The sequence below is a fragment of the Atopobium sp. ICM42b genome, assembly GCA_000564995.1.
In the GTDB taxonomy this organism is placed as follows: Bacteria; Actinomycetota; Coriobacteriia; order Coriobacteriales; family Atopobiaceae; genus Lancefieldella.
In genome coordinates this window covers 101,699-126,449 of record JDFH01000003.1, presented here as the reverse complement: position 1 = coordinate 126,449, position 24,751 = coordinate 101,699, and the positions used below count along the sequence as shown (strand labels likewise).

The window sequence follows — 24,751 nt, the reverse complement described above, 5'->3', positions numbered from 1 at the left end:
AGACACAGTATTCAACTTATATATCATACCCCGTCTAACTGCTTGAATCACACTACATGGCGTCGTAAAATCCCAATTTCGTTATTTCTCCACCACTAGTTTCTATTGATTCTTTTCCCTTTTCTGCACCTGCAATCATCCTGAGCTGTTTAGACGGCATTTTTCTACGCTTCATAACGTATTTCTGCACGTACAAATCGTAGTAATGCTGCGCATCCTGCGCCCGACCACATTTTCTCAGTGCCTGAATGAGCGCCATAAGTGTGTCCTCTCGCATATCATCAACAAGGTAGGCGAGCTCTGCAAAATGCACCGCAAGCGTATAGTGGGTAATTCTCAAAGCAGCCGCCGAAGCCGTTACCATGGTATCTATGTATTGATCTCTTAGGGCAACACGAATGGGATCTGCAAACCTAAAGCATTCCTCCTCAGGAAGATACAAATCCCCTTGGTACAGCTCTTCCGCCTGCTTAGCCAGATGCACTATGTCTTCATCGCTGTTCGATGACGCCACACTCTTTGCTAATCGCGTAAAAATATCAATATCTACGGTCACCTGCTGGGGATTAAAACCAAGTGTCTTTTCAATCCGAGATGCTTCCAAAGGCTCACAATCTGTCTGAATCTCCTGGACCTCTTTGCGAATAACTCGAGTTGCTTGATACAGGCGCTCTTGCCAATGTGCCTGATCAGCCTCCGGCCAAATCTGCTGCGCAATCTGCGACCTAAAGCTCATGTGATTGTGCGCAAGCGCCAAATACACAAGCAGCGCCTTTGCCGATCGATAGGCAATTTTTCTGCCAGCAATCTCCTCTCCTTGAACCGACAAACTAAATCTGCCGAGAAGAGCAAGGTAAACTCCAGGATGAGCATTATTTACCTTCTCTACGTGCAGGCTCTTCAGAGCGGAGTCTTCAGTCCAAGAATCCCCCGCTCCTTGCCGAGATACTTTCCATTTTGTTATGTCTCGTTTTCCCTCATTTGAACGTAGGTAATGGAGCCATTCTTCTGGCATTTCTCGTTTTAAGCACTGCTGAAATTCAGACTCATCAGACAGAAGCGCTCTCACAAGCCACATGGCATTTTCTGGAACTCCATACTCAACCGCATCCAGCCAAACGGGAGCATGTCCGTTTACACTCTTAAAGAGAGCTTTGTATATGGTTCTACATGCAGCTTTTAGCGATGGATGGGTAATTGTCTCAAGGCTTTTCTCCGTAGGTTTAACGCCTAAGAAAAATCCCGCAATATCTTCAATGATCTTTCCGACTTGCACCACATATAGTGAATCCCACTCCCTACTCAGCAGCACCGCTCTTCTCGCCTGGAGCTGTGCTTTGGGATATGCTCTGCTTCTGAGGCTGAGAAGAGCTCCAATAAGAAGCGCGGGCACTTGAATCATACGATTACCCTGCAGTTCTGCTTGGCTGATGAGCTGCTCGGTATCGTATAAGTCTCCCACAGAAGAGCTTTTTTCAAAAAGGTAGCGAACGCATTTAAGTAGTCCTACAGACCCCTTTACGCCTCCGGCCTCACCTTCTTGTAAAAAGGAGAGCGAGTCTGAGGTGCGCGCATCAAATTCTTTTTGATATACACCCAGCAATGCGTAAAGCAATTCCACGTCAACAGCTTGAATTGACGAGGTTATTGATGCAGCTTTCTCATACTGCTGCTCAAGAAGCAGTAGCTGAAGGGCATACTTAAAATTTCCTTGCAAAGCTAAATCAATTGCGCGTTTATGTAGAGCAATTTTCTTCTCTAGCGGGCTCAGCTCAAGGTCTTCTTTCAAAGGTGGCAGAGGCTTTTGCAAAATCAACTTCAGTAAAGTCATATATGCCGTTTGCTTAAGAAATCCGTTAAATGAAGTGAGATTTTTGAATGCCCTATCAGCATCTTTAGTATTCATCGGCCACTTAGCAGTAGACAGCGAATCCACCATTCCCTTAGCAGCTTTTTTACTTGAGTTATCGAGCGTACAGTCAGAATGCGTGGCAGTAAGTGCGTTATCTACCAGCTCAATATATCCAGCATCTGCAAATTCCGCTGCATGAGAAAGAACAATTTCCCAGATACTCTCTTCTCTAACCAGTGAGCTCACAAACGCAGCCTTAGAGAAATCTTCTCTATCGATCAGCAGGGCTATAGCTTTCAGAACAAGCTTTTCATGCTTACTCGCTAGAGCCACAAGCTCCTGTTTATTAAAGTTCAACACATCAAATCTTGTAGCATGAATACACGAGAAACGCCTAGTTTCTACATGCACGCCAAAGAAAGGCGCATCTTGCTCTATCTTGGCCAAATACTCAAGATCAACTTGTCCGCATATACGGCTCAAATCATCAAATGAGCCAACACCGAGCAACATCATGCCCAGCCTGAGCCTAAGTTCCTCAATGCCTAGCGAGCTTCTGAGCATATACGATGCAACGCAAGCAAGACTAGTTAGATACGTAATTGGCACATCCGCATCTCCATGCTCACAAAATGTAACTGGCAAAGAGTAAACAAGCGTTGGAATACCACGTGTCAATCTCATATTAGTCAAAATTGATTGTTCAGAATTATCTATTCCAGGCATAAACGTGAGCAGCTCATTCTTTCCCAAAACATACACGCTAGGGACTTCGTCGATTAACTGACGAGCTTCAGGAGATAAAGAAATCGCAATAAGACAGCCAGCCATACGAAGACGCGCAATTGATTTAACCTGGCGAGCAACAAAATACTCGTCAGACGGAGGAAAATCATCAATAAGAACTAACCTTTTAACCGCCTTTGATTTCTTAGCATTGCAGATAGAAGTACTTTTCTTAGTAAGAATCTGAGTTGCCTCTTTAGCCGACAGACTAGAAAGAGAGATTTCGTACACAGTCCATCCGTTTGACCGCGCATAATCCGCCAATTCACGCAAAAACATGGTCTTACCCATACAAGGTTCCGCACACAACGCGAGCGGCCTATTGGTCTTTTCCATTGTTCTGAGGAAGTGCTGCGGCGGAACTACCCTGCTATAGTCACCCATCACATGGCGAGAAGACCCACCGAGCAGCGACTCTGTTCCAGCAGTTTCTCTGTTTTCTGACTCCATAAAACCTCTCCTTACTGTTTAAACACTCAAGCACTACATGCGCTCTAACATTTCTTGTCTCAAAATTTGGTGTGGGATAAATAATCAAGCCAAATTTGTCAGAAAGTGAGAAGGTTTAGGTGAACGGTAAGTAAAATATAGTCAGATTCTTGACAGATTAGTAACAAAATACACACAGAAATGCACAAATGTTGAAACTAGATAACATCAAATAGTAAAAATTATCTTCCGTGAACGGTATTCAATTAAGAAAATTATGTAAATATTGTGATACATAATAAATATATAATACGTAATAAATATGGATTTTTAGTAAAAATTTTTATGCTATTTTCGAATATTCTCTACCAAAAAAGAGGACCCCACAAAAGTGAGATCCTCTCGACATAAAAATGCCCCTTGTTGGTCAGCGACGTCCTGCTCTCCCACGGACTTACTCCGCAGTACCATCGGCGCTCGGGGGCTTAACTTCTGGGTTCGGAATGGGACCAGGTGTGCCTCCCCTGCCATGGTCGCTGACCAACAAGGGGTATTCTTGTTTCATGAGGATTTTCTCACGTGCCCTGAGGGCCGCACAGTGTGACGTTAAATTCAAAGGCTTCAAAAATCACGCATCAGTTCAAAATATATTAAAGAAAAGAAGAGCTCGACCGATTAGTAATGCTCGACTGAATGCCTTACAGCACTTACATCTGCATCCTATCAACCTCGTAGTCTACAAGGGGTCTTACCGAAAGGAAAACTCATCTTGGGATGGGCTTCCCGCTTAGATGCTTTCAGCGGTTATCCCGACCGGACTCAGCTACCGGGCAATGCTATTGGTTAACAACCCGTACACCGGAGGTCCGTCCACCCCGGTCCTCTCGTACTAGGGGCAGCCTCCCTCAATTTTCCTACGCCCACAGAGGATAGGGACCGAACTGTCTCACGACGTTCTGAACCCAGCTCGCGTACCGCTTTAAATGGCGAACAGCCATACCCTTGGGACCTGCTCCAGCCCCAGGATGCGATGAGCCGACATCGAGGTGCCAAACCTTCCCGTCGATGTGGACTCTTGGGGAAGATCAGCCTGTTATCCCCGGAGTACCTTTTGTCCGTTGAGCGACGGCCATACCACTCTGAGCCGCCGGATCACTAGAACCTGGTTTCCCATCTGCTCGGCTTGTAGGCCTCGCAGTCAAGCCTGCTTATGCTCTTGCACTCAAAAGGATGGTTGCCGACCATCCTGAGCAGACCTTACGTGCGCCTCCGTTACATTTTAGGAGGCGACCGCCCCAGTCAAACTACCCACCTGACACGGTCCTCACGCCGGATAACGGTCGCAAGTTAGGATGCCAGAACGTCGAGGGTGGTATTCCAAGGGTGACTCCCCAGAGACTGGCGTCCCTGGTTCAAAGTCTCCCACCTATCCTCTACACGACGAACCGGCAGCCAATGTCAAGCTGCAGTAAAGGTTCACGGGGTCTTTCCGTCCTTCTGCGGGTAAGTCGCATCTTCACGACTAGTGCAATTTCACCGGGTCTATGGTTGAGACAGCGTCCAAATCGTTACGCCTTTCGTGCAGGTCGGAACTTACCCGACAAGGAATTTCGCTACCTTAGGACCGTTATAGTTACGGCCGCCGTTTACCGGGGCTTAGATTCGCTGCTTCGCTAATGCTAACAACTCCTCGTGACCTTCCGGCACCGGGCAGGCGTCAGACCCTATACGTCGTCTTACGACTTCAGCAGAGTCCTGTGTTTTTGATAAACAGTCGCTTGGACCTATTTACTGTGACCGATCTTAGCTCGGGGAGTAAATCCCTTCACCGAAACCGGCACCCCTTCTCCCGAAGTTACGGGGCAATTTTGCCGAGTTCCTTAACCATAGTTCTCCCGATCGCCTTGGTATGCTCTACCCACCCACCTGTGTCGGTTTGCGGTACGGGCTCCTCAGAGCTCCCTAGAGGTTTTTCTTGGAAGTATGGGCTTACTAGCTTCACTCAATTGCTTCGTCCGACACCTCAGCCGTCACGAGAAGCGCATTTCACTACTTCTCAGCCTACGTGCCATCACGGGGACGTCCAGAACCCCGCCTAGCTACCCTGCTCCGTCACCCCATTGGTGATAACGCTCTTTTGGAGGGACAGGAATTTCTACCTGTTGTGCATCGACTACGCCTTCCGGCCTTGCCTTAGCTCCCGCCTAACCCTGGGAGGATTAGCCTTGCCCAGGAAACCTTGGGTTTACGGCGGACATGTTTTTTACATGTCTCTCGTTACTCATGCCAGCATTCTCACTTCTGGACAGTCCACAGTTGGTTATCCAACTGCTTCAACCCGTACAGAAAGCTCTCCTACCACCAGTACAAAGTACTGATCCGCCGCTTCGGTACAATGCTTAGCCCCGTATATTGTCGGCGCATGTCCACTCGACCAGTGAGCTATTACGCACTCTTTAAATGAATGGCTGCTTCTAAGCCAACATCCTGGTTGTCTGAGCAAACGCACATCCTTTGCCACTTAGCATTGATTTTGGGACCTTAGCGGGCGGTCTGGGCTGTTTCCCTTTCGAATACACAGCTTAGCCCACATATTCTGACTCCCGGATTCTAGACCAATGGTATTCGGAGTTTGATTAATCTTGGTAGGCGGTGAAGCCCCCGCAACTATTCAGTGCTCTACCCCCATTGGTAAACATCCGAGGCTAGCCCTAAAGCTATTTCGGAGAGAACGAGATATCTCCAGGTTTGATAGGCCTTTCACTCCTATCCACAAGTCATCCCCTCAGTTTTCAACCTAAGTGGGTTCGGCCCTCCACGGGGTCTTACCCCCGCTTCAGCCTGCTCATGGATAGCTCACCTGGCTTCGCGTCTACGGTATGCGACTCACTCGCCCTATTCAGACTCGCTTTCGCTGCGGCTCGCTTTTTAGCTTAACCTTGCCACATGCCGTAACTCGCTGGCTCATTCTACAAAAGGCACGCCGTCACAGACAAAAGTCTGCTCCGACTGCTTGTAGGCAAACGGTTTCAGGTACTATTTCACTCCCCGCTAGGGGTGCTTTTCACCTTTCCCTCACGGTACTGGTTCACTATCGGTCACAAGAGAGTATTTAGGATTGGAGGGTGGACCCCCCAGGTTCCCACCGGGTTTCACGTGTCCGGCAGTACTCAGGTGCCACTCGGGAGTCTTCGCAGATTCGCGTACGGGGCTTTTACCCTGTCTCGCCAGCTTTTCCAAGCTATTCTGCTTCCACGAAGTTTTGTAACTCCACAATGAATGGTCCTACAACCCCGCCAGCGCTTGCGCAACTGACGGTTTGTCCTATATCCCCGTTCGCTCGCCACTACTAGGGGAATCTCGTTTGATTTCTCTTCCTCGGGGTACTTAGATGTTTCAGTTCCCCCGGTTACCTCTATCCTGCCTATATATTCAGCAGGAAGTACCAAGAAATGACTCTTGGTGGGTTTACCCATTCGGAAATCCACGGGTCACAGGATATGTGCTCCTTACCGTGGCTTATCGCAGCTTATCACGTCCTTCATCGGCTTCTTGTGCCAAGGCATCCACCGTTTGCCCTTACCATCTTCTTTTCGATGGTTTGAACATACTTTTTGCACTTTGATAATTACTTATCAAATGCGATCAGATGCGATCTTCTTGAAGAAAATCGAATTTTTGTTTGTCACACTATGCAGCTCTCAAGGTACGCGAGGGCGAACCCTCGAGACCGAATACTGCGCACTTTCGTGCAACAAAGACATCAACGGGAAAGACGGGAACTACTCGTCAAAAAAGTTAGTGTTATCTCTTCTAAAGAGGGTATCTCCCTAGAAAGGAGGTGATCCAGCCGCACCTTCCGGTACGGCTACCTTGTTACGACTTCACCCCCCTTACCAACCACACCTTCGGCGTCTCCCTCCTAAAAGGTTAGGCCGACGACTTCGGGTGCAATCGACTCGGGTGGTGTGACGGGCGGTGTGTACAAGGCCCGGGAACGCATTCACCGCGGCGTGCTGATCCGCGATTACTAGCAACTCCGACTTCATGGAGGCGGGTTGCAGCCTCCAATCCGAACTGGGACCGGCTTTAGGGATTCGCTCACCCTCGCGGGTTGGCAGCCCATTGTGCCGGCCATTGTAGCACGTGTGTAGCCCAGGACATAAGGGGCATGATGACTTGACGTCGTCCCCACCTTCCTCCGGCTTGACGCCGGCGGTCTCGTATGGGTGCCCGGCCTAACCGCTGGCAACATACGACGAGGGTTGCGCTCGTTGCAGGACTTAACCTAACATCTCACGACACGAGCTGACGACAGCCATGCACCACCTGTTTAGGCTCCTTTCGGCCACGACGTTTCCGCCGCTTCACCTAAATGTCAAGCCCTGGTAAGGTTCTTCGCGTTGCTTCGAATTAAACCACATGCTCCGCTGCTTGTGCGGGCCCCCGTCAATTCCTTTGAGTTTTAGCCTTGCGGCCGTACTCCCCAGGCGGGACACTTAATGCGTTAGCTGCGGCACGGAAGAAATATTCCCCCACACCTAGTGTCCATCGTTTACGGCTAGGACTACCAGGGTATCTAATCCTGTTTGCTCCCCTAGCTTTCGCTCCTCAGCGTCAGTTATGGCCCAGAAGGCCGCCTTCGCCACTGGTGTTCTTCCTAATATCTGCGCATTCCACCGCTACACTAGGAATTCCACCTTCCCCTACCAAACTCAAGTCTGCCGGTATCGGGAGCGAACGGGGGTTGAGCCCCCGGATTTAACTCCCGACCTAACAGACCGCCTACGAGCGCTTTACGCCCAATGAATCCGGATAACGCTTGCCCCCTACGTATTACCGCGGCTGCTGGCACGTAGTTAGCCGGGGCTTCTTCTGCAGGTACCGTCACTTTCGCCTCGTCCCTGCTGAAAGCGGTTTACAACCCGAAGGCCTTCATCCCGCACGCGGCGTCGCTGCATCAGGCTTTCGCCCATTGTGCAAGATTCCCCACTGCTGCCTCCCGTAGGAGTCTGGGCCGTGTCTCAGTCCCAATCTGGCTGGTCGGTCTCTCAACCCAGCTACCCATCATTGCCTTGGTAGGCCGTTACCCCACCAACAAGCTAACAGGCCGCGGGCCCATCCCTCTCCGCCGGAGCTTTCTCGAGTCTTCCATGCGGGAGACTCGAAGTATTCGGTATTATCCACGGTTTCCCGTGGCTATCCCAATGAGAGGGGCAGGTTGCCCACGTGTTACTCAGCCGTTCGCCACTTTATACACACCCGAAGGTGCTTTAATCGTTCGACTTGCATGTGTTAGGCGCGCCGCCAGCGTTCATCCTGAGCCAGGATCGAACTCTCCATTCAAAAATTTAACTGACTAAAAGTCAGTACAATTTAAAGTTGAGTTGAATCCACGTCTCTAAAATCCCGCTGATCTCGGATTCGCTGAAATTATGAATTGACTATTGAACAAAATGTTCAAATTCGAATTTCGCTTGTCTGTCTTTGCTGATCTTTCGATCGCAGTATCCGGTTTTCAAGGTTCGCTGCGCTGCGATTTCACATTGCGTGGTGCGCGGCGCGGGGAATAACTATACGCACTTACGACTCGTTTGTGAAGATGATTTTGTATCTTCTTAATTCCTCCACAATTTCTACACAATTCGTAGTCTTTAGTGAACTGGTGCGTATATTGGGCACTAAATTCTCTTTGTCGTCTAGTAGCGACACTTTATTTTTCAACTATATATAGTGTTGTCATTTTGCGTTAGTTTTTTACGCTTTTTTGACATTATCTTTGTGCGAGCTTTACGCGATTTTGACGTTGTCTTCTTGCGCGTTTTTACGCTTCCTTTTGCGGTGTCTTTTATGCTGCCATTTAAACGGTCTTCTCGACACGCTTTGTTTGGGCTAAATCTCGTCTTTGACAATCTGGCAAGCAGCATCAAGAAGTTGATCGCGAAGTGTCTCGTTAGCAGCCTCAGAATACACGCGTACCAGCGCATCCATACGAGAAGGACGAATGAGCACCCAAGAATCGTCTTTAAACTGAAGCTTAAGGCCATCGGCATGGCTTACCGAAACAGGAACTTTACCTGCAACGTTTTCTGGATTGAGGCCTGGAAGGATGTTTCTGAACGCCTGAGTGGCTGCAGCATCAAGTCGCACTCCTCGCCTGCTATAACACATGCGACCTAGTTCAGCCTCGTCCTCAGAGACAAGCTGTGCAAGCGATTTATGGGTGTACGCAAGCATTTCGACAACAAGCAGGGCCACAAGCAGGCCATCTCGCTCCAAAAGGTGGCTTGGAATACAAATACCACCGTACTCCTCTGCGGCGAGAAGAACGTCTCCTTGCTCGATCTCTGAATAAAGTCGAGCAAATCCAACGGGCACGCTTGCGGATTCTAGACCAAGATGAGCTGCTTGCCTGGATACCGTTGCCGAACAGGTTAGCGTAGAAACAACGCGGCCAGTTTGCTTTCTATTTTGTACAAGATGGCGTGTGATAAGCGGAATAAGCTCGTGTGGGCTAAGGAGTCGGCCGGTTTCATCTACGGCAGCAGCGCGGTCTCCGTCACAATCAAGCAAAAGGCCCAGCTGTGCATGGCGGCTTACCACCATCGAAGAGCACTCATCAGCCCAAGGGTCCGCTGGTTGTGGGTGAATGCCACCAAAATCCCTGACAGGACCTTGGTGCATCTGGTGTACAACACATCCAGCTGCGGAAAGTACGTCAGCAAGCAGGTCTGTTGCTGCACCATACATAGGATCAACTACCACGCTCGGGCGTAGCTCTTTAATAACAGACACATTAATCTGATTAAGCAGCGCACTTTTATAAGGCGTCACAATATCTGTTGTGGTAAAAGTTCCACGCTGATCTGTTGGCTCAAGCGGCGTTGCGGATTCCACGCGCTGGAGAAAATCGCGAGAAACAGGGCCTCCATTAGCAGCGCGAATAATCATGCCGCAATATTCGCAGGAAAGCTCAGTTGCAGAAATAATGAGGCCACCAGCTACATCTTTATGATGTGCGCAGGCCCAGCAAACAGATGGAGTTGGGCAAAAAGTCTCGGACACACGCACGTCTAAACCAAAGGAAGCCAATGTTGCAGCGGCTTCAAGAGCAGACGAATCTGCTTCAAAGCGTGTGTCAAAGCCGACAAACACAATACCGCCAGGCAGCTCCTCTGACCAGACGGTACCAAGGGCCTCTGCAAGTCTAACTACATTATCCCTGGTAAAGCCTTTATCATAGCGGGCTTGCCAGCCATCGCTGCCAAAACGGAGTATGTCGGGTCTTTTATCCAATGCGGTTGGCATAGCTGCCGAGCGCCTCTTTAAATGCTGCTGCAGAGCTCTGGTCAGAGAGTGCCATACGAGCATTAGTTGCTGCCCAAGCTGCAGGAGTACCGGTATCGCAGCCCTCTTCAGCGTCGATTACCAGCGCATACATCTCTTCCTCAGCAAGCAGGCGCTCCATTGCATCTGTCAGCTGAATCTCGTTGCCGGCGCCAGGACCCTGAGTTGCCAAGAGCTCCATAATCTTTGGAGAAAGCAGGTAACGACCAACAATAAACAGGTGAGAAGGTGCGTCCTCTGAACGAGGCTTCTCGACAAGGCCTGTTACCTTCCAAATAGCACCCTCGCCCTCAGAGTTATCTGAAGGAGAAGAGATGCACTCACCTGCGATAATACCGTAGCGATTCACCTGATCTGCAGGAACTGGAGCAACTGCAATGACGGATGCGCCATTGTGCTGCTTGGAAATCTCTGCCATGCGGATGCACATCTGACGGTCTGGAACAAAGTAATCGCCGAGAAGTACAAAGAATGGCTGGTCACCTACGCCGTCTGCGGCACACAGTACTGCATGGCCAAGACCACGAGGGTTGTCCTGATAGGTAAAGGAAACAGGAAGCGCAGAAGCTGCATGGACCTTCTCGGCAAGGTCTTGCTTTCCACGAGAAGAAAGGTCTGCCTCAAACTTCTGGTCTTCAGCAAAGTAGGTTTCAATCTGTGGCTTCTCGCGAGAATTGATGATGATTACCTCATCAACCTCTTCTGGCTCAAGAGCCTCTTCTACTACGTACTGAATGACGGGCTTATCCAAAACAGGCAACAGCTCTTTAGGGGTTACCTTTGTTGCAGGTAGAAAGCGCGTACCTAGACCAGCTGCTGGGATAATTGCCTTCATGTGTTTGCCTTTCACCTATGAGCCCTGTTGGCTCTGCACACCTAACGTGTGCTTGTAAGAATGACGGTTTTGCCGCCGATAAACTCAAATGACAGGCGCTTTTATACGTACCTAGCTTGCATAAGCGCCAGGTTACGTTACTTGCTTGGAATCTCAATTCCACGCTTCTCAAGGAATTCAATGAGCTTAGCCAGCGTGTCTACAGAAAGTGAGTGCTCCATAAGGCAAGCCTCTGCATCTGCAGTCTCTGTGTCTACACCCAAGTCCTCCTCAAGGAAGGTGCGAAGCGCACGGTGAGCACGCCATGTGGTACGGGCATTTGCCTCGCCTTCTTTGGTCAGCGTGACACGACCATAACGGCTCTGCTCAACCATGTCCTGCTCTTTAAGCTGGGACAGTGCCTTGTTGACGCTTGCCTTGGAAACATCAAGACTCTCGGCAATATCAACGGAGCGGACGCTCTTATCGTCATCTGGCTGCTCAAGTGCAATTCGATAAATTGCCTCGAGATAGTCCTCGCCGGCTTTTGTCAGTGTGTGGTCGTTTTGTACGTTATCGTTGGCCATAAATCTCCTCCGACGACTGCTTGACAGTCTTTTTCATGCAAAATCAGTTGCGCTACGCAACGAAAATATTTCTAACACTTGAATGATACCCAAAAACGGCGCTTAGTTTTACTGGCGAGAAGAGCTGTTTGAAGATTCTGAGGACTCTTCTGAACTTTTCTCGGCAGCCTCAGCATTTGCCTCGGCATCTGTTTGTCCGTTTAAACTAGATGGATCGTCTCCTGCATCAATTACTTTCATCATCTTTGCAAGTGCATCTTTATCTGCAATAACATACGACTGGCCATCAATTTCTGTTCCCTCGGATGGTACGTATGCCGTATAGATATCCTTGTCAGTGTTCATGCCAATCATCTGAGTGCCCAAAGAAATAATGTCTGAGACAGATAGATCGGTAATAACCATGCTTGCTGTTGAATTGACAGTATTTGCAATGGCTACAGGGTCTCCTGTGTTCAGAATCTGAGCAATCATAGCCTTGATGAAGGTTCTCTGATGGCGCATGCGGGTGTAATCGCTGTCTGCAAAAGCGTAGCGAACACGAGTAAAGAAGAGTGCTTGAGCACCGTTCAGTTTCTGAACGCCAGGGTACAGTTCAACAACGTCGCTGAAGTTCTCTGTGTCACGCATGTACTGCTCAACGTTTACGGTTACGCCACCAAGAGCATCTGTAATGCCTGCGAGACCATCAAAGTTGACCTCTGCATAGTGGGCAATATGTACGCCGCACAGTTCATTTACAGCTTGTACCATGCCATTTGCGCCGTCATAGTAGTGGACGGCGTTAATCTTCATGTAAGAACCCTTCCACAAGACACGGGTATCTCGTGGAATAGAGAGCATAGTCACACGCTTATGGATAGGGTCAACACGCGCCAAAATAATGGAATCCGCACGATATTCAGTCTCGCCAGGTCGACCGTCGGTTCCTAGAAGCAGCATATAATAGGGGTCGCTTGGTGCAGAAGGCTCCTGAAGCGTCTGACGAAGCTCAGCAGTAATGACCTGTGAGTTATTGAGCTGTGCCTGAACGCTTGCATACCAGATACCTGCGCCCACCACAGCGGCAACAAAAACAGCAGCAAGAACGCCCAGAAGCGACCTGACTACCATCTGCTTTCTGAAGACACGCTTACGACGCTTGTGGTAGCCCTCTGCCTGCGTGCGACTAAAAGGAGAGTTACTAACCGCAGCGTTCTGCGACGTATTGGCTGCAGCGCTTGGTGCAGTACCTTGGGTACTTCCCGTAGCAGTATTTTGTGCAGTGTCAGCCGAAGCGCCCTGTGCGGCCCCGTTGTCGAGCAGTTTTGCATGCTTTGGTTTAGTTGACACAAACTATCCTTCGATAAAGTCGTCGTCTGGAATGGTAGTGCGCTGAGCATCTGCTCCCAGCGTGACGAGTTTCTCGACAAATCCTTCGTAACCGCGGTCAATGTGATGAATGGCAGAAACGATTGTTTCTCCCTCGGCCACAAGACCAGCCATAACAAGCGCAGCACCACCACGAAGATCTGGTGACTTGACCTGCGCCCCCTCAAAGCCGGAGACGCCGCGAACAATAGCGTGATGGCCCTCAATGGTAATATCGGCTCCCATGCGAGAAAGCTCAGACGCCAACATAAAGCGATTCTCAAAGACGTTTTCTGTAATGATGCAGGTACCCTTAGCCAGAGCAAGCAGCGTCATGGTCTGTGCCTGCATGTCTGTTGGAAAACCCGGGAATGGCAGCGTCTGGATATCGATAGCTTTAAGATCTTGCTGGCGAGAAGCCCTTGCCCACCTATCTCCGGTCTCGATGGTAATGCCCATCTGCTCATACTTCTTAAGTACCAGGCCAAGGTGATTTGGCTCGAAGCCGTGAACAGTAATAGGCTCACCAGTAAGCGCGCCAATAGCCAGGAAGGTACCAGCCTCAATGCGGTCGCCGACAACTTCATGCTCAACAGGATGCAGCTCTGTAACGCCGTGAATCTCAATAACAGGAGATCCGGCACCCTGAATGTTGGCACCCATTTTGTTGAGCATAGTAGCAAGGTCAACAATTTCTGGCTCACGAGCTGCGTTATCAATGACCGTTACACCCTTGGCAAAAACTGATGCCATCATCAGGTTCTCTGTTGCACCAACGGAAGCAAAGGCTAAAGAAACGGTCTCGCCGGTTATGCCGTGAGGAGCGCTTGCGTGAATATTGCCGTGCTCAACCTTAAATTCAACACCCAAAGCCTCGAGGCCCAGGATGTGCATGTCAATTTTGCGAGCACCGATATTACAACCGCCTGGCATCGCCACAACAGCCTTGCCAAAACGAGAAATAAGGGGACCCAAAACAGCAGTTGATGCACGCATCTGTGCAACAAGACTGTAAGGAGTCTCCCAGCTTGTAATATCTGTGGTATCAATTTTGAGCTCGTGAAGACCAACGACTTCAATGCGAGCGCCTAACGTCTTGAGCACCTTGCCCATGACGTGAACGTCTGCAATATTAGGAACGTTAGTGAGTGTAGTAACACCAGGAGCCATGATGGTTGCAGCCATCAATTTAAGGGCAGAGTTTTTTGCACCCTCTACAGTGACCTCTCCTGTGACAGAACGGCCACCTACTACTTTTATGACGTCCATAAACCTCCGAAAACGACAGTGAGAGAATTTTACTCCTCAACCACTTGCTTCAGAAGTAGATTACACCAGTCTATCTTTTTTTCGTAGTAGGCACGACGATTATCGTCTTCTGGAAGAGAAAGCATCTGGTCAATGACGTCATCTCTTGTCTCGCGCACAACATCTGCATCAATGTCATCAACGCGACGAGCATGATCTGCCAAGATAATGACTCCTGTTGGATCGATTTCTGCGTATCCACCAGAAATCACTATCTTGGTCATAGATTCTTCATTCTCTGGATGAGGCATGTGCAGTCTTACAACACCATCGCCAAGCGCAATGATTTCTGGTGCGTGGCCTGGCCACACACCATACTCTCCATCTGCTGAAGCAAGAATCAGACTTTCAACGGTTCCTTCGTAAAGGAGCTTATCTGGTCTGACAAACTGACAAGTCAACTCAGCCATGAGAAATCCTAGTTCTGTGAGCTATCCGAAGCGGACATCTTTGCAGCGCGCTCGCGAACATCTTCGATGGTGCCTGCAAAACGGAATGCCTGCTCAGGAAGGTCATCGCACTTACCGTCAATAATCTCTGCAAACGAGCGGACAGTCTCCTCAACGGTGCAGTACACACCAGGGTTACCAGTGAACTTCTCGGCAACGTGGAATGACTGAGAGAGGAACTGCTGAATCTTACGGGCGCGAGCAACGGTGCGCTGCTGCTCCTCAGAAAGCTCGTCCATACCCAGAATTGCAATGATGTCCTGAAGGTCGGAGTACTCCTGCAGGGTCTCCTGAACTGCCATAGCAACGCGGTAGTGCTCTGAACCAACAATGGATGGATCAAGAGCAGAACTGGAGCTGGCCAGAGGGTCAACTGCTGGGTAAATACCAAGCTCGGTAATAGCACGAGAAAGAACGGTAGTTGCATCCAAGTGCGTAAAGGTTGTAGCAGGAGCAGGGTCAGTAAGGTCGTCTGCAGGGACGTAAACTGCCTGTACGGAAGTAATAGAACCTTCCTTGGTGGAAGTAATACGCTCCTGAAGCTCGCCCATCTCTGTAGCCAGGGTTGGCTGGTAACCAACTGCGGAAGGCATACGACCAAGAAGTGCGGAAACCTCAGAACCTGCCTGAGAGAAGCGGAAGATGTTGTCGATGAACAACAGAACATCCTGGCCCTGATCACGGAAGTACTCTGCAGTAGTAAGGCCTGCAAGAGCAACACGCATACGAGCTCCTGGTGGCTCGTTCATCTGACCGTAGACTAGGCAGGTCTTGTTAATAACGCCGGACTCAGTCATCTCGAGGAAGAGGTCGGTACCCTCACGAGTACGCTCTCCAACGCCGGTGAATACGGAAGTACCACCATGCTGCTGAGCCAGGTTGTTAATAAGCTCCTGAATCAGAACGGTCTTACCAACGCCAGCGCCACCAAAGAGGCCAGTCTTTCCGCCTCGAACATAAGGCTCGAGAAGATCGATTGCCTTGATGCCCGTCTCAAAAATCTCTGTCTCAGTAGTGAGCTCTTCGAAGAGAGGTGCTGGGTGGTGAATTGGATAAAACTCAACGTCTTCAGGAATTTCTCCACCATCAACTGGCTGACCCATAACGTTCCAGACGCGGCCCAGCGTAGATTTGCCTACTGGCATCATCATTGGCTTGCCGGTGTCCTTAACGCGAAGGTTACGCTGAAGACCATCGGTTGACGACATAGCGACGGTACGAACAACACCACCGGGAAGCTGAGACTCAACCTCAAGAACGGTGCTGACGTGACCAACAGGCGTGTCATCCTCTACCGTCAGTGCGGTATAGATGCTTGGAACAGGTCCGTCGAACTTAACGTCGACAACTGGTCCAACTACGCGAACGATTACGCCATCGTCAACGTGCTGATTGCGCTTGTTGAGAATAGCTTCCTCAAAGGAAGAAGTCTCTACTTGCATATCTGACATTACATATCCTCCAATGCTGCAGCACCACCGATAATCTCATTGAGCTCAGTGGTAATTGCGCCCTGGCGTTCGCGATTGTACGTACGGCTAAGAGCGCCTAAGACGTTCTCAGCATTATCAGTTGCAGACTGCATTGCACGACGGCGTGCACCATGCTCGGCTGCAGCAGAATCAAGAAGTGCGTGGAAGATGACCGTCTTGATATAAGCGGGCATCAACGAATCAAGTACCTGAGAAGCAGATGGCGAGAATTGATATTCACTCTTGTTATACGTCTTCACCTGTGAGAGGGCTTCTTCGGTACGTGGTTTATTAGGAATCGTGAGTTTATCGCGCGAAATAGGAAGAAGTTGCTCTGTAACCTGCTCTTGGTCAACACGGTTCTTTGCATGCCAGTACTTGATTACGACACGATCAATCTTACCCTTGATATAGCCATCCATGATATAGGAGGCAATACGATCAGCCTGGTCTGCTGTAGGCTCAGAGGAAATGCCTACATAAGACATGGTGGGCTTGATATTTCTATACGTAAAGTACTCAGTTGGCTTGCGTCCGCAAGTAATTATCTCGGACGACACACCCTTAGCCTTAAGACGTGCCATCTCATGCTCAACCTCGCGTTGAGGCAGGATGTTAAATCCGCCTGCAAGTCCGCGGTCAGATGCGATGACTAAGAACAGCACGTTCTTCTCGACTTTATGTGTAGCAAGAAGAGGCTGTTTCTTAGGATTAAAGCCAGCGCCTGCTACATTTGCAAGCATAAGGGTAATAGCTTCCTTATATGGCGAAGCAGCCTCGGCCCTATCAAGTGCCTTGCGGACACGCGCTGTCGAAATCATCGACATCGTGCGCGTAATCTGCATGGTGCTCCTGATGGAGCTCATACGCCTCGATATTTCGTGAAGGTTCGCCATTGATAATTACTCCTGCAATGAACCCTGGGTTACTGCGTCAAAAGAGCCTGGTGTGTCTGAATTAGCTTCTGCCTCATCCACAACCTTGTTTGGATGCTCTTCCAAGAACTTAGCCTTGAAGTGCTTAATGTGATCACTCAAGCGCTCTGCCTGCTCATCAGAAATCTTTCCGTTGCGCAGAGAGTTGCGGAGCTGTGGGTGATACTCACTCATGTACTGAGCAAGGCCATCACGGAAGAGAGCAACGTTCTCAAGATCAACGTCATCAATGAAGTTCTCTTTTGCAGCGTAAATTGCGCAAATCTGGTCTACTACGTCCAGAGCTGAATAACGTGGCTGCTTGAGAAGCTCCATCATATGAGCACCGTGGTTGAGCTGGTACTGCGTAGTTGCATCCAAGTCGGATCCGAACTGCGAGAATGCCTGCTTCTCACGATAACTTGCAAGGTCCAGACGAAGTGTACCTGCAACCTGCTTCATTGCCTTGACCTGAGCGTCGCCACCAACGCGGGATACAGAAATACCTACGTCGACTGCTGGGCGCTGGCCCTGGAAGAAGAGATTAGACTGCAGATAAATCTGGCCGTCTGTAATGGAAATGACGTTTGTAGGAATGTATGCAGAAACGTCGCCTTCCTGCGTCTCAATAATTGGAAGTGCGGTAAGAGAACCTGCTCCGTTTTCATCGGAGAGCTTACATGCACGCTCCAGCAAGCGTGAGTGCAGGTAGAAAATATCACCAGGATATGCCTCACGTCCTGGTGGACGATGAAGCGTCAGTGACATCTGACGGTATGCAACTGCCTGCTTAGAGAGGTCATCGTAAACAACAAGAACGTGTCCGCCTGGATGGTCTTTGTCAGCAGGCTTGCCGTCCTTATCGTTATACATAAAGAACTCACCAATAGCAGCGCCTGCCATAGGGGCAATGTACTGCATTGGAGCAGAATCGGCTGCGGTAGCTGCAACAATGACGGTCTTGTCAAGAACACCATGGCGGGAAAGAGACTCGCGGATGTTTGCAACTGTAGACGCCTTCTGACCGATGGCGACATAGATACAAACCATATCGGTGTTCTTCTGGTTTACGATTGCGTCAATTGCGATAGCGGTCTTACCGGTCTTACGGTCACCAATGATCAACTCACGCTGACCACGGCCGACAGGAACCATAGCGTCAATTGCCAGAAGTCCAGTCTGAACTGGCTCGCAAACAGGCTGACGCTGCATGATGCCAGGAGCCTTGAACTCAATAGGGCGACGATGTGTAGCGTGGATAGCGCCAAGTCCATCAATAGGCTGGCCCAGTGGGTTAACAACACGACCAAGCATGTCAAAACCAGCTGGAATATCCATGACGCGGCCGGTTGTACGGCACTCGTCGCCTTCCTTAATCTCAGAAACTTCGCCGAACAAAACAGCGCCGACTGAAGTTTCATCAAGGTTCTGAGCAAGACCGAATACGCTGTGGCCCGTAACGGAGCTAGTGAACTCCAGCAACTCGCCTGCCATAGCGCTGCGTAGACCAGCAACACGAGCAATACCGTCTGCTACCTCAATAACAGCAGATACCTCTTGCTGGGATACAGTTGAATTGACCTTAGAAAGGCGCTCTCTAAGCTGTGCCATGACGGCATCTGAGCTCAGCGTTCCTTCCTGTATAGTGGTCTTATCAGTCATTACAATTCACTTTCAACGTGATCTGAAGAGAGCCTACTCTTAATGTGAGTGAGCTGTGTCTTTACCGATGCATCATAACGATGATCACGTGCCTCAACTACAATGCCGCCCAAAATCTTGGGATTAACACGCTCAATAAGATACACCTGAGTATTGAAGTTCTTCTCGAGCTTCTCGGTGACCTTTGCACGTAACTCATCATCAAGAGGCATTGTAGTAGTTACCGTTACTGTAAGTGTCTTGTCTTCTTCTTCAAGAAGCTCCTGGAACGTAGCGGCAACATCATTGATAAGGTTGACATCCTCACTCGCCTGCATAGCACCAAGAGTCTCAAGAACTTCTGGAGAGAACTTCTTTGCGTGCTGCACCTGTACAAGGTCTGCAGTTGCACGACCCTCTGCGCGGCCAGCCTCCAGGAGTGCCCTGGTATAGCCCTCTACTTTTCTGTCTTGATCGTCTTTATTAGTGCTCATCTGGAGTACCTACTTCCGCAAGGTACTTTTCGGCAAGAGCACGCTGCTGCTCTACTGAAAGCTCGTTGCCAATAATCTTTCCGGCAATATCGACGGCAAGATCAACAACGGAATCAGAAAGCTCAGCCATGGCGTGACGACGCTCAGACTCTACAACGCCCTTACCCTTAGTAATAATCTCGACAGCTTCTGCCTTTGCCTGCTCGATAATACGAGCACGCTCTTCTTCGCCCTCACGCTTAGCAGCAGAAACAATCTCGTCTGCTTGCTGCTTAGCTGCGTCGATACCAGCTGCTGCGATTTCACGATCCTTGTTGGCTTCCTCGCGAGCCTTTGCTGCAGCGTCCAGATCGCCTTGGATCTTCTCTTGACGCTTGTCAAGCATACGTAGAACGGAAGGCCATACAAACTTTGCTACAACAGCAAAGATGATCAGAAACGCAATCAGAGCAGGAACAAACTCAGCGGGCTTTGGAAGAAGAATATCGGCACCACTTGCACCCTCTTCAGCAAGTGCGACTGAGGGAGCCATTGCCACAAGTAGAGCAGCAGTTGCGCCTACTGTGCTGGCTTTTTTAACTCCCTTACAAATCGTATTCATGCATTCCTCCAACGTAGCGTTTTCGCTGTTACAAACAGTAATTTACTTAACCATCAAGGTAACAACGAAGCCAATCAGGGTAAGTGCCTCGATGAATGCGCAGCCAAGAATAAAGACTGTGAAGAGACGACCCTGAACCTCTGGCTGACGAGCCATGTTGTTAGCGGCACTCGTTGCTACGACGCTAATACAAATTGCTGCTCCCATAACGCAAAGAGCATATCCGAAAATACCCACGATTCCTCCTTTTTCGCTCGCCCCTCTCAAGGCGACCAATATACATGCCTATCATCAACTGAGCGTGGGCTCAGATGACTTCATCTTTTGTGCCGTTTGGCACCACAGTGTGGCAATGCCACCAACTAAGCGTTTTGCTTAGTGTTCAGACTCTACCAGCTGGATGTAGACAGTAGAGAGTAGGGTAAAAACGTATGCCTGAATGAAGGCAACAATAGTTTCTACCAAATAAATGATAATCAACAGCAGAACCCAGAAGATCGAAAAGCCTGCCTGAGCAGCTGTTGATGCGGAGAAGTTCTCAATAGCTGGCATAAAGTACATAGATGCAAGAATTGCAAATGTACCCATAACGATGTGACCTGCATACATGTTGCAGAACAGACGGACGGCCAGAGTAACCAGACGAAGGAATGTTGAGAAGACCTCAATAACCCAGATAACTGCTGCAATAACAGGGTTAACGCCCTTTGGTGCAAGGCTTAGGATGTAGCCAATAACACCCATCTTCTTTGCACCTACATACATAAAGTATCCAAGGGAGCAAAGGCCAAGAGCGGCAGTAACACCAATAGTACCGGTGCCTGGGTGTGCACCAGGAATAAGACCAATGATGTTGTTGATCAGGATGAACATAAACATAGTGATCAAGAATGGGAAGTGAGTGCGCCAAGTTTCTCCAAGAGAAGCCTTGCAGACGTCATCTCTAATGTACTCAATCAGGTACTCAACGCCATTAACGAAGCGTCCCTGAGGGACGATGCTCTCTGCCTGCTTCTTCTTAAACTTAAAGCAGACAATCAGGAAAATCACAGCAGCGATCAAGAAATAGAAAATGTAGTTAGTGAAACCAAAGGTGGTGTTACCAACCAATGCGTGTGGCAAAAAACTTTCGAGCAGCTCGGCCATCTCTGCTGGCAACTGCGCAAGAACATCCACTCTGTCTCAACCTCCCCATACAATCTGCAACCATTTCAGATTGCCCGTCACTGCTCAGCATACTTGAAACGCAACGTAAGATGCCAAGAATATGCCACTTGGAGTATATTATCTACCACTCGGCGTGCATATTTGCGACGAACGGCGATACTAGCACTAAATGAATGCATAGTCACGATTACAAAATCAAATAATTGACTTATGCTCAAACTCTCACATTACTGACACATCTCGTGTTAGCTGCCGTTATTGATTCATTCAACTATAACACTTATAAGCTGCTGTTATGTTGCGTTTTTCTCGATAGATATAGTTATGTCCAGATAAAAATAGTTGTATCAATATCCCCTGTTATTTGCAAAGTTTTTGATATGTGCCAACTGTTATTTCTTCTCGTAAAGTGATGATTTGAAAAGAAAAATGATCCAGTACACACGTTATGTGAGTGCTGGATCATGTACTAACATACGTATTCGCAACTATATTAAATTGCGAGAAGGGCGATGAGTTCCTTACTTGGTACCGTAAATACGGTCACCTGCGTCGCCAAGGCCTGGAAGAATGTAAGCATTTGGGCTCAGCTGACGATCAACGGTGCAGGTGTAGAGGCGTACCTCTGGGTCAAAGTCCAGAGTTGCCTTGACGCCCTCAGGGCAAGAAACAATGGTCAGGCAACGAATGTCCTTGACACCTGCTTCACGCAGGAACTGAATAGCAGCAGTGAGAGAGCCGCCAGTTGCCAGCATTGGATCAACAACCAGGCAGGTGCGGTTCTCGATGTCTGCAGGGAACTTGCAGTAATACTGGTGAGGAAGATGGGTCTCTGGATCGCGATACATACCAACATGACCGACGCGAGCAGAAGGAACCAGCTCAAGAATGCCGTCAACCATACCAAGGCCAGCGCGAAGAATTGGAATAATAGCAACCTTCTTACCAGCAATGCGCTTAGCAGTCATGGTCTCAAGAGGAGTCTCTACCTCGACGTCCTCAAGTGGGAAGTCACGCATTGCCTCGTAGCTCTCAAGAATTGCAAGCTCGTTAACAAGCTCACGGAACTGCTTGGTGGTGGTTGTCTTGTCGCGAAGAATGTGAAGCTTGTGCTGAACTAGTGGGTGGTCAACAACCGTAAGTCTGGACTCATCATAATCTGCCATAATGCTCCCTCCAAGAGCTTAACCTGCGCTTTATTTGAATGCGAGCAACTATAACCTAGCCTCTACATTCCCTGCAGGTTTGCGTATGTATTACTTATGCAGCACTGTTTACGTGCCGCTTACTTACTCAGCATCAACACCCTTAAAGTTAGGATCATCTTCACGCATGATCTTCTCGACACGTCCCGTATGACGGCCGCCTGCAAACTCGGTGCTTAGGAAGGTATCCACAATAGCCTCGTTAACAGCAAGATCAGTGAATCGACCAGAAAGGCCAATGACGTTTGCGTTGTTGTGCTCGCGAGCAAGCTCTGCAAACTGAACAGTCTGAACAGGAGTAGCGCGAATACCAGGTACTTTATCAGCAGTCATAGCAATGCCAATACCAGTTCCGCAAATCAGAACGCCGCGATCTGCTTTGCCTGCTGCAACTGCACGAGCAACCTTATCTGCAAAATCAGGGTAATCAACACGGTCGTCGTTTGCAGGACCAAAGTCCAAAACCTCATGACCAAGCGACTTAATGTGCTCAATGATAGGATCTTTCTGGATGAAGCCAGCGTGATCGGAACCAACTGCAATACGCATACGTATCCTCCTCAGAAAATTCACTCCTATAGAGAGTACCGCATGCAGGCAAAGGCTGCAGCCAAAACACATAAAAGGGATAGGATTTTTATCTATTTTGAAAATCCCGCAGTGGCGAGAATATCCTCGGTTGTGATGGCGCCTTCGCGTAAAATGTGCGGTTCATCACCCGTGCAGTCGACAATAGTCGACGCAATAGCAAGGGGCGCCGGACCTCCATCAAGCGTCAAGTCTGCCTGCTCAATAAGGCCTGCTTCAAGACCACATCCATCAACTGCAGAAGGAGCCCCGTGCGTGTTGGCACTGGTAGTAGCCAAAGGGCATCCAAGCTGCTGTGCAATCTGACATACTAGAGGTGAATTAGGCATACGGAGCGCAATGGTTCTGTTATCTGGCAAGACGTATTCATCAGGAACGTTCTCTGATGCGGTAACCACCAGCGTAAGAGCTCCTGGCCAATATGCTTCTACCAGCTTATTTGCCCAGCTGTGCGTAATGTGAGCGTACTTCTGCAGGTCGGATTTACTGCCCACAAGCCATGGAAGTGTCTGCGTTGAAGGACGCTGTTTAATCTCAAAAATACGCTTATGACCAGGATTTTGAAGAGTTGCAGCTGCGCCAATTCCATAGACAGAATCGGTAGGCATGATAAGCACGCCGCCACGACGCGCCACCTCAACTGCTAAAGAAACTACAGATGTATCCGGATTCATCTGATCAACTTTGATGTATTCACCCATAAAACCCTCGACTCATTGTTGTGTGCTGCGCAGTGTTGTGTGCTGCGCAGTGTTGTGTGCTGCGCAGTGTTGTGTACTGCGCGGTGTTGTGTGCTGCGCGGTGTTATGCGTTACACAGATTTTCTCGCCAGGCGGCTGAAGTGCTACTTTGCTAAACGTGCCACAAGAATGCGCGGCCTGTGCGTCAGATCCTCTTTGACCTCAACGGACTCCCACACACCCTGCTCCTCGGCAAGGTGCGCCGCCTTGTCCAGGTGTCCCTCGTAGAGCTCAACGCAGAACATACCACCAGGTAGAAGCATATGCGGAGCAGCCTCGAGCAATCGCCTATAGACGTCCAGACCGTCCTCTCCCCCGTCAAGCGCCAGCTCAGGCTCAAAACCCTTGACCTCAGTAGGTACCTCCTGCTCAAGCACACGTGTGGGAATGTAAGGCGGATTAGACACCAACACCGAGAAGGACCGTGCAAGCTCTGTGGATACGCCTTCTACCAGGTCGCACTCAATAAGCTCAACGCGCTCCTGGAGGTCCAGGGCATCTCTGTTACGAGTTGCCAGCGCAATCGCCTGAGGAGAAAGATCTGTAGCGTAGACGCGCGTCTGTGGACGCTCAGTAGCAATAGAGAGCGATATGCAGCCCGTTCCTACGCCAACCTCAAGCACGCGCACTTCCCCGTCAGCGTTTGGAGTTGCCGCATCAACGCCCGCTAGCGCAACGTCTACCAGCACCTCAGTCTCTGGTCGTGGGATAAGCACGCCTTGCTCGCAGGTAAGAACCAGGTGCCTAAAGGGCATCTCGCCCGTCACGTACTGGAGCGGCTCCCCTTCTGCACGGCGCTTAATTGCCTCGCGCATGCGAGTGCGCTCATCCGCAGAAAGCGGCTTGTCAAAGTTGGTGTAGAGCTGAACGCGAGAAAGGCCTGTCACTGCGGACAAAAGCCATTCTGCAGAAAGACGTGGATGCTCATCACCCTTCTTTTCCAGGTGCTGAGTAGTCCACGTCAAAATTTTTTGGATTGTCCAAACTTCATCTGTCATGAAGTTTGC

18 protein-coding genes and 3 rRNA genes are annotated in these 24,751 nt (G+C 49.5%); all 21 read right to left on the bottom strand.

Annotated features, from left to right (window positions below):
* Positions 1 to 52 precede the first annotated feature (52 nt).
* Entirely contained in the window at positions 53 to 3,088 is a 3,036-nt protein-coding gene (locus tag HMPREF1493_RS01475; protein WP_035427238.1) for an AfsR/SARP family transcriptional regulator, read from the bottom strand.
* Between the two features lie 404 nt (positions 3,089 to 3,492).
* Positions 3,493 to 3,608, bottom strand: a 5S ribosomal RNA gene (gene rrf / locus HMPREF1493_RS01470).
* Between the two features lie 114 nt (positions 3,609 to 3,722).
* A 23S ribosomal RNA gene (locus HMPREF1493_RS01465) occupies positions 3,723 to 6,660 on the bottom strand.
* 241 nt (positions 6,661 to 6,901) lie between these two features.
* A 16S ribosomal RNA gene (locus tag HMPREF1493_RS01460) occupies positions 6,902 to 8,413 on the bottom strand.
* Together the 16S, 23S and 5S rRNA genes form the textbook arrangement of a ribosomal RNA operon.
* A gap of 546 nt (positions 8,414 to 8,959) precedes the next feature.
* Positions 8,960 to 10,375, bottom strand: a complete 1,416-nt coding sequence (locus HMPREF1493_RS01455; RefSeq protein ID WP_035427236.1) for a phosphohexomutase domain-containing protein — start codon at positions 10,373 to 10,375, stop codon at positions 8,960 to 8,962.
* Positions 10,356 to 11,249, bottom strand: coding sequence for a UTP--glucose-1-phosphate uridylyltransferase (locus HMPREF1493_RS01450; RefSeq protein ID WP_035427234.1), 894 nt, complete (start codon positions 11,247 to 11,249; stop codon positions 10,356 to 10,358). The genes HMPREF1493_RS01455 and HMPREF1493_RS01450 overlap by 20 nt, the downstream gene beginning before the upstream one ends.
* 137 nt (positions 11,250 to 11,386) lie before the next feature.
* On the bottom strand, positions 11,387 to 11,815 hold the full coding sequence (locus HMPREF1493_RS01445) for a metal-dependent transcriptional regulator (protein ID WP_035427232.1): 429 nt from the start codon (positions 11,813 to 11,815) through the stop codon (positions 11,387 to 11,389).
* Positions 11,816 to 11,923: 108 nt separating this feature from the next.
* Entirely contained in the window at positions 11,924 to 13,147 is a 1,224-nt protein-coding gene (locus HMPREF1493_RS01440) for an LCP family protein (RefSeq protein WP_035427231.1), read from the bottom strand.
* Positions 13,148 to 13,150: 3 nt separating this feature from the next.
* Positions 13,151 to 14,434, bottom strand: a complete 1,284-nt coding sequence (murA, locus tag HMPREF1493_RS01435; protein WP_035427229.1) for a UDP-N-acetylglucosamine 1-carboxyvinyltransferase — start codon at positions 14,432 to 14,434, stop codon at positions 13,151 to 13,153.
* Positions 14,435 to 14,463: 29 nt separating this feature from the next.
* Positions 14,464 to 14,883, bottom strand: coding sequence for an ATP synthase F1 subunit epsilon (atpC, locus tag HMPREF1493_RS01430; protein WP_035427227.1), 420 nt, complete (start codon positions 14,881 to 14,883; stop codon positions 14,464 to 14,466).
* 8 nt (positions 14,884 to 14,891) lie between these two features.
* Positions 14,892 to 16,373, bottom strand: coding sequence for a F0F1 ATP synthase subunit beta (atpD, locus tag HMPREF1493_RS01425; protein ID WP_198013748.1), 1,482 nt, complete (start codon positions 16,371 to 16,373; stop codon positions 14,892 to 14,894).
* Entirely contained in the window at positions 16,373 to 17,290 is a 918-nt protein-coding gene (atpG, locus tag HMPREF1493_RS01420; protein WP_035427225.1) for an ATP synthase F1 subunit gamma, read from the bottom strand. The genes atpD and atpG overlap by 1 nt, the downstream gene beginning before the upstream one ends.
* A 6-nt stretch (positions 17,291 to 17,296) precedes the next feature.
* Positions 17,297 to 18,970, bottom strand: coding sequence for a F0F1 ATP synthase subunit alpha (atpA, locus tag HMPREF1493_RS01415; RefSeq protein ID WP_035427223.1), 1,674 nt, complete (start codon positions 18,968 to 18,970; stop codon positions 17,297 to 17,299).
* Complete coding sequence (gene atpH, locus HMPREF1493_RS01410; protein WP_035427221.1) at positions 18,970 to 19,443, bottom strand: ATP synthase F1 subunit delta; 474 nt, start codon at positions 19,441 to 19,443, stop codon at positions 18,970 to 18,972. The genes atpA and atpH overlap by 1 nt, the downstream gene beginning before the upstream one ends.
* A complete protein-coding gene (atpF, locus tag HMPREF1493_RS01405) occupies positions 19,433 to 20,044 on the bottom strand; it encodes a F0F1 ATP synthase subunit B (protein WP_035427219.1) in 612 nt (203 codons plus the stop codon). The genes atpH and atpF overlap by 11 nt, the downstream gene beginning before the upstream one ends.
* Before the next feature lie 42 nt (positions 20,045 to 20,086).
* The gene (locus HMPREF1493_RS01400; protein ID WP_035427217.1) at positions 20,087 to 20,281 is read right to left on the bottom strand and encodes an ATP synthase subunit C-like protein; all 195 of its coding nucleotides are present in this window, start codon (positions 20,279 to 20,281) and stop codon (positions 20,087 to 20,089) included.
* 138 nt (positions 20,282 to 20,419) lie between these two features.
* Positions 20,420 to 21,220: a F0F1 ATP synthase subunit A gene (gene atpB, locus HMPREF1493_RS01395; protein WP_035427215.1), complete on the bottom strand. Its 801-nt coding sequence runs from the start codon at positions 21,218 to 21,220 to the stop codon at positions 20,420 to 20,422.
* A gap of 512 nt (positions 21,221 to 21,732) precedes the next feature.
* Positions 21,733 to 22,377 (bottom strand): uracil phosphoribosyltransferase, encoded by a 645-nt coding sequence (gene upp, locus HMPREF1493_RS01390; protein WP_035427213.1) that lies wholly within the window; start codon positions 22,375 to 22,377, stop codon positions 21,733 to 21,735.
* Between the two features lie 123 nt (positions 22,378 to 22,500).
* Positions 22,501 to 22,965 carry a ribose 5-phosphate isomerase B gene (gene rpiB, locus HMPREF1493_RS01385; protein ID WP_012809387.1) on the bottom strand — a complete coding sequence of 155 codons (465 nt, stop codon included), beginning with the start codon at positions 22,963 to 22,965 and terminating at the stop codon, positions 22,501 to 22,503.
* A 92-nt stretch (positions 22,966 to 23,057) separates the two neighbouring features.
* A complete protein-coding gene (locus tag HMPREF1493_RS01380; RefSeq protein WP_035427211.1) occupies positions 23,058 to 23,705 on the bottom strand; it encodes an L-threonylcarbamoyladenylate synthase in 648 nt (215 codons plus the stop codon).
* Positions 23,706 to 23,848: 143 nt separating this feature from the next.
* Positions 23,849 to 24,742, bottom strand: coding sequence for a peptide chain release factor N(5)-glutamine methyltransferase (prmC, locus tag HMPREF1493_RS01375; RefSeq protein ID WP_035427210.1), 894 nt, complete (start codon positions 24,740 to 24,742; stop codon positions 23,849 to 23,851).
* Positions 24,743 to 24,751: the final 9 nt, after the last annotated feature.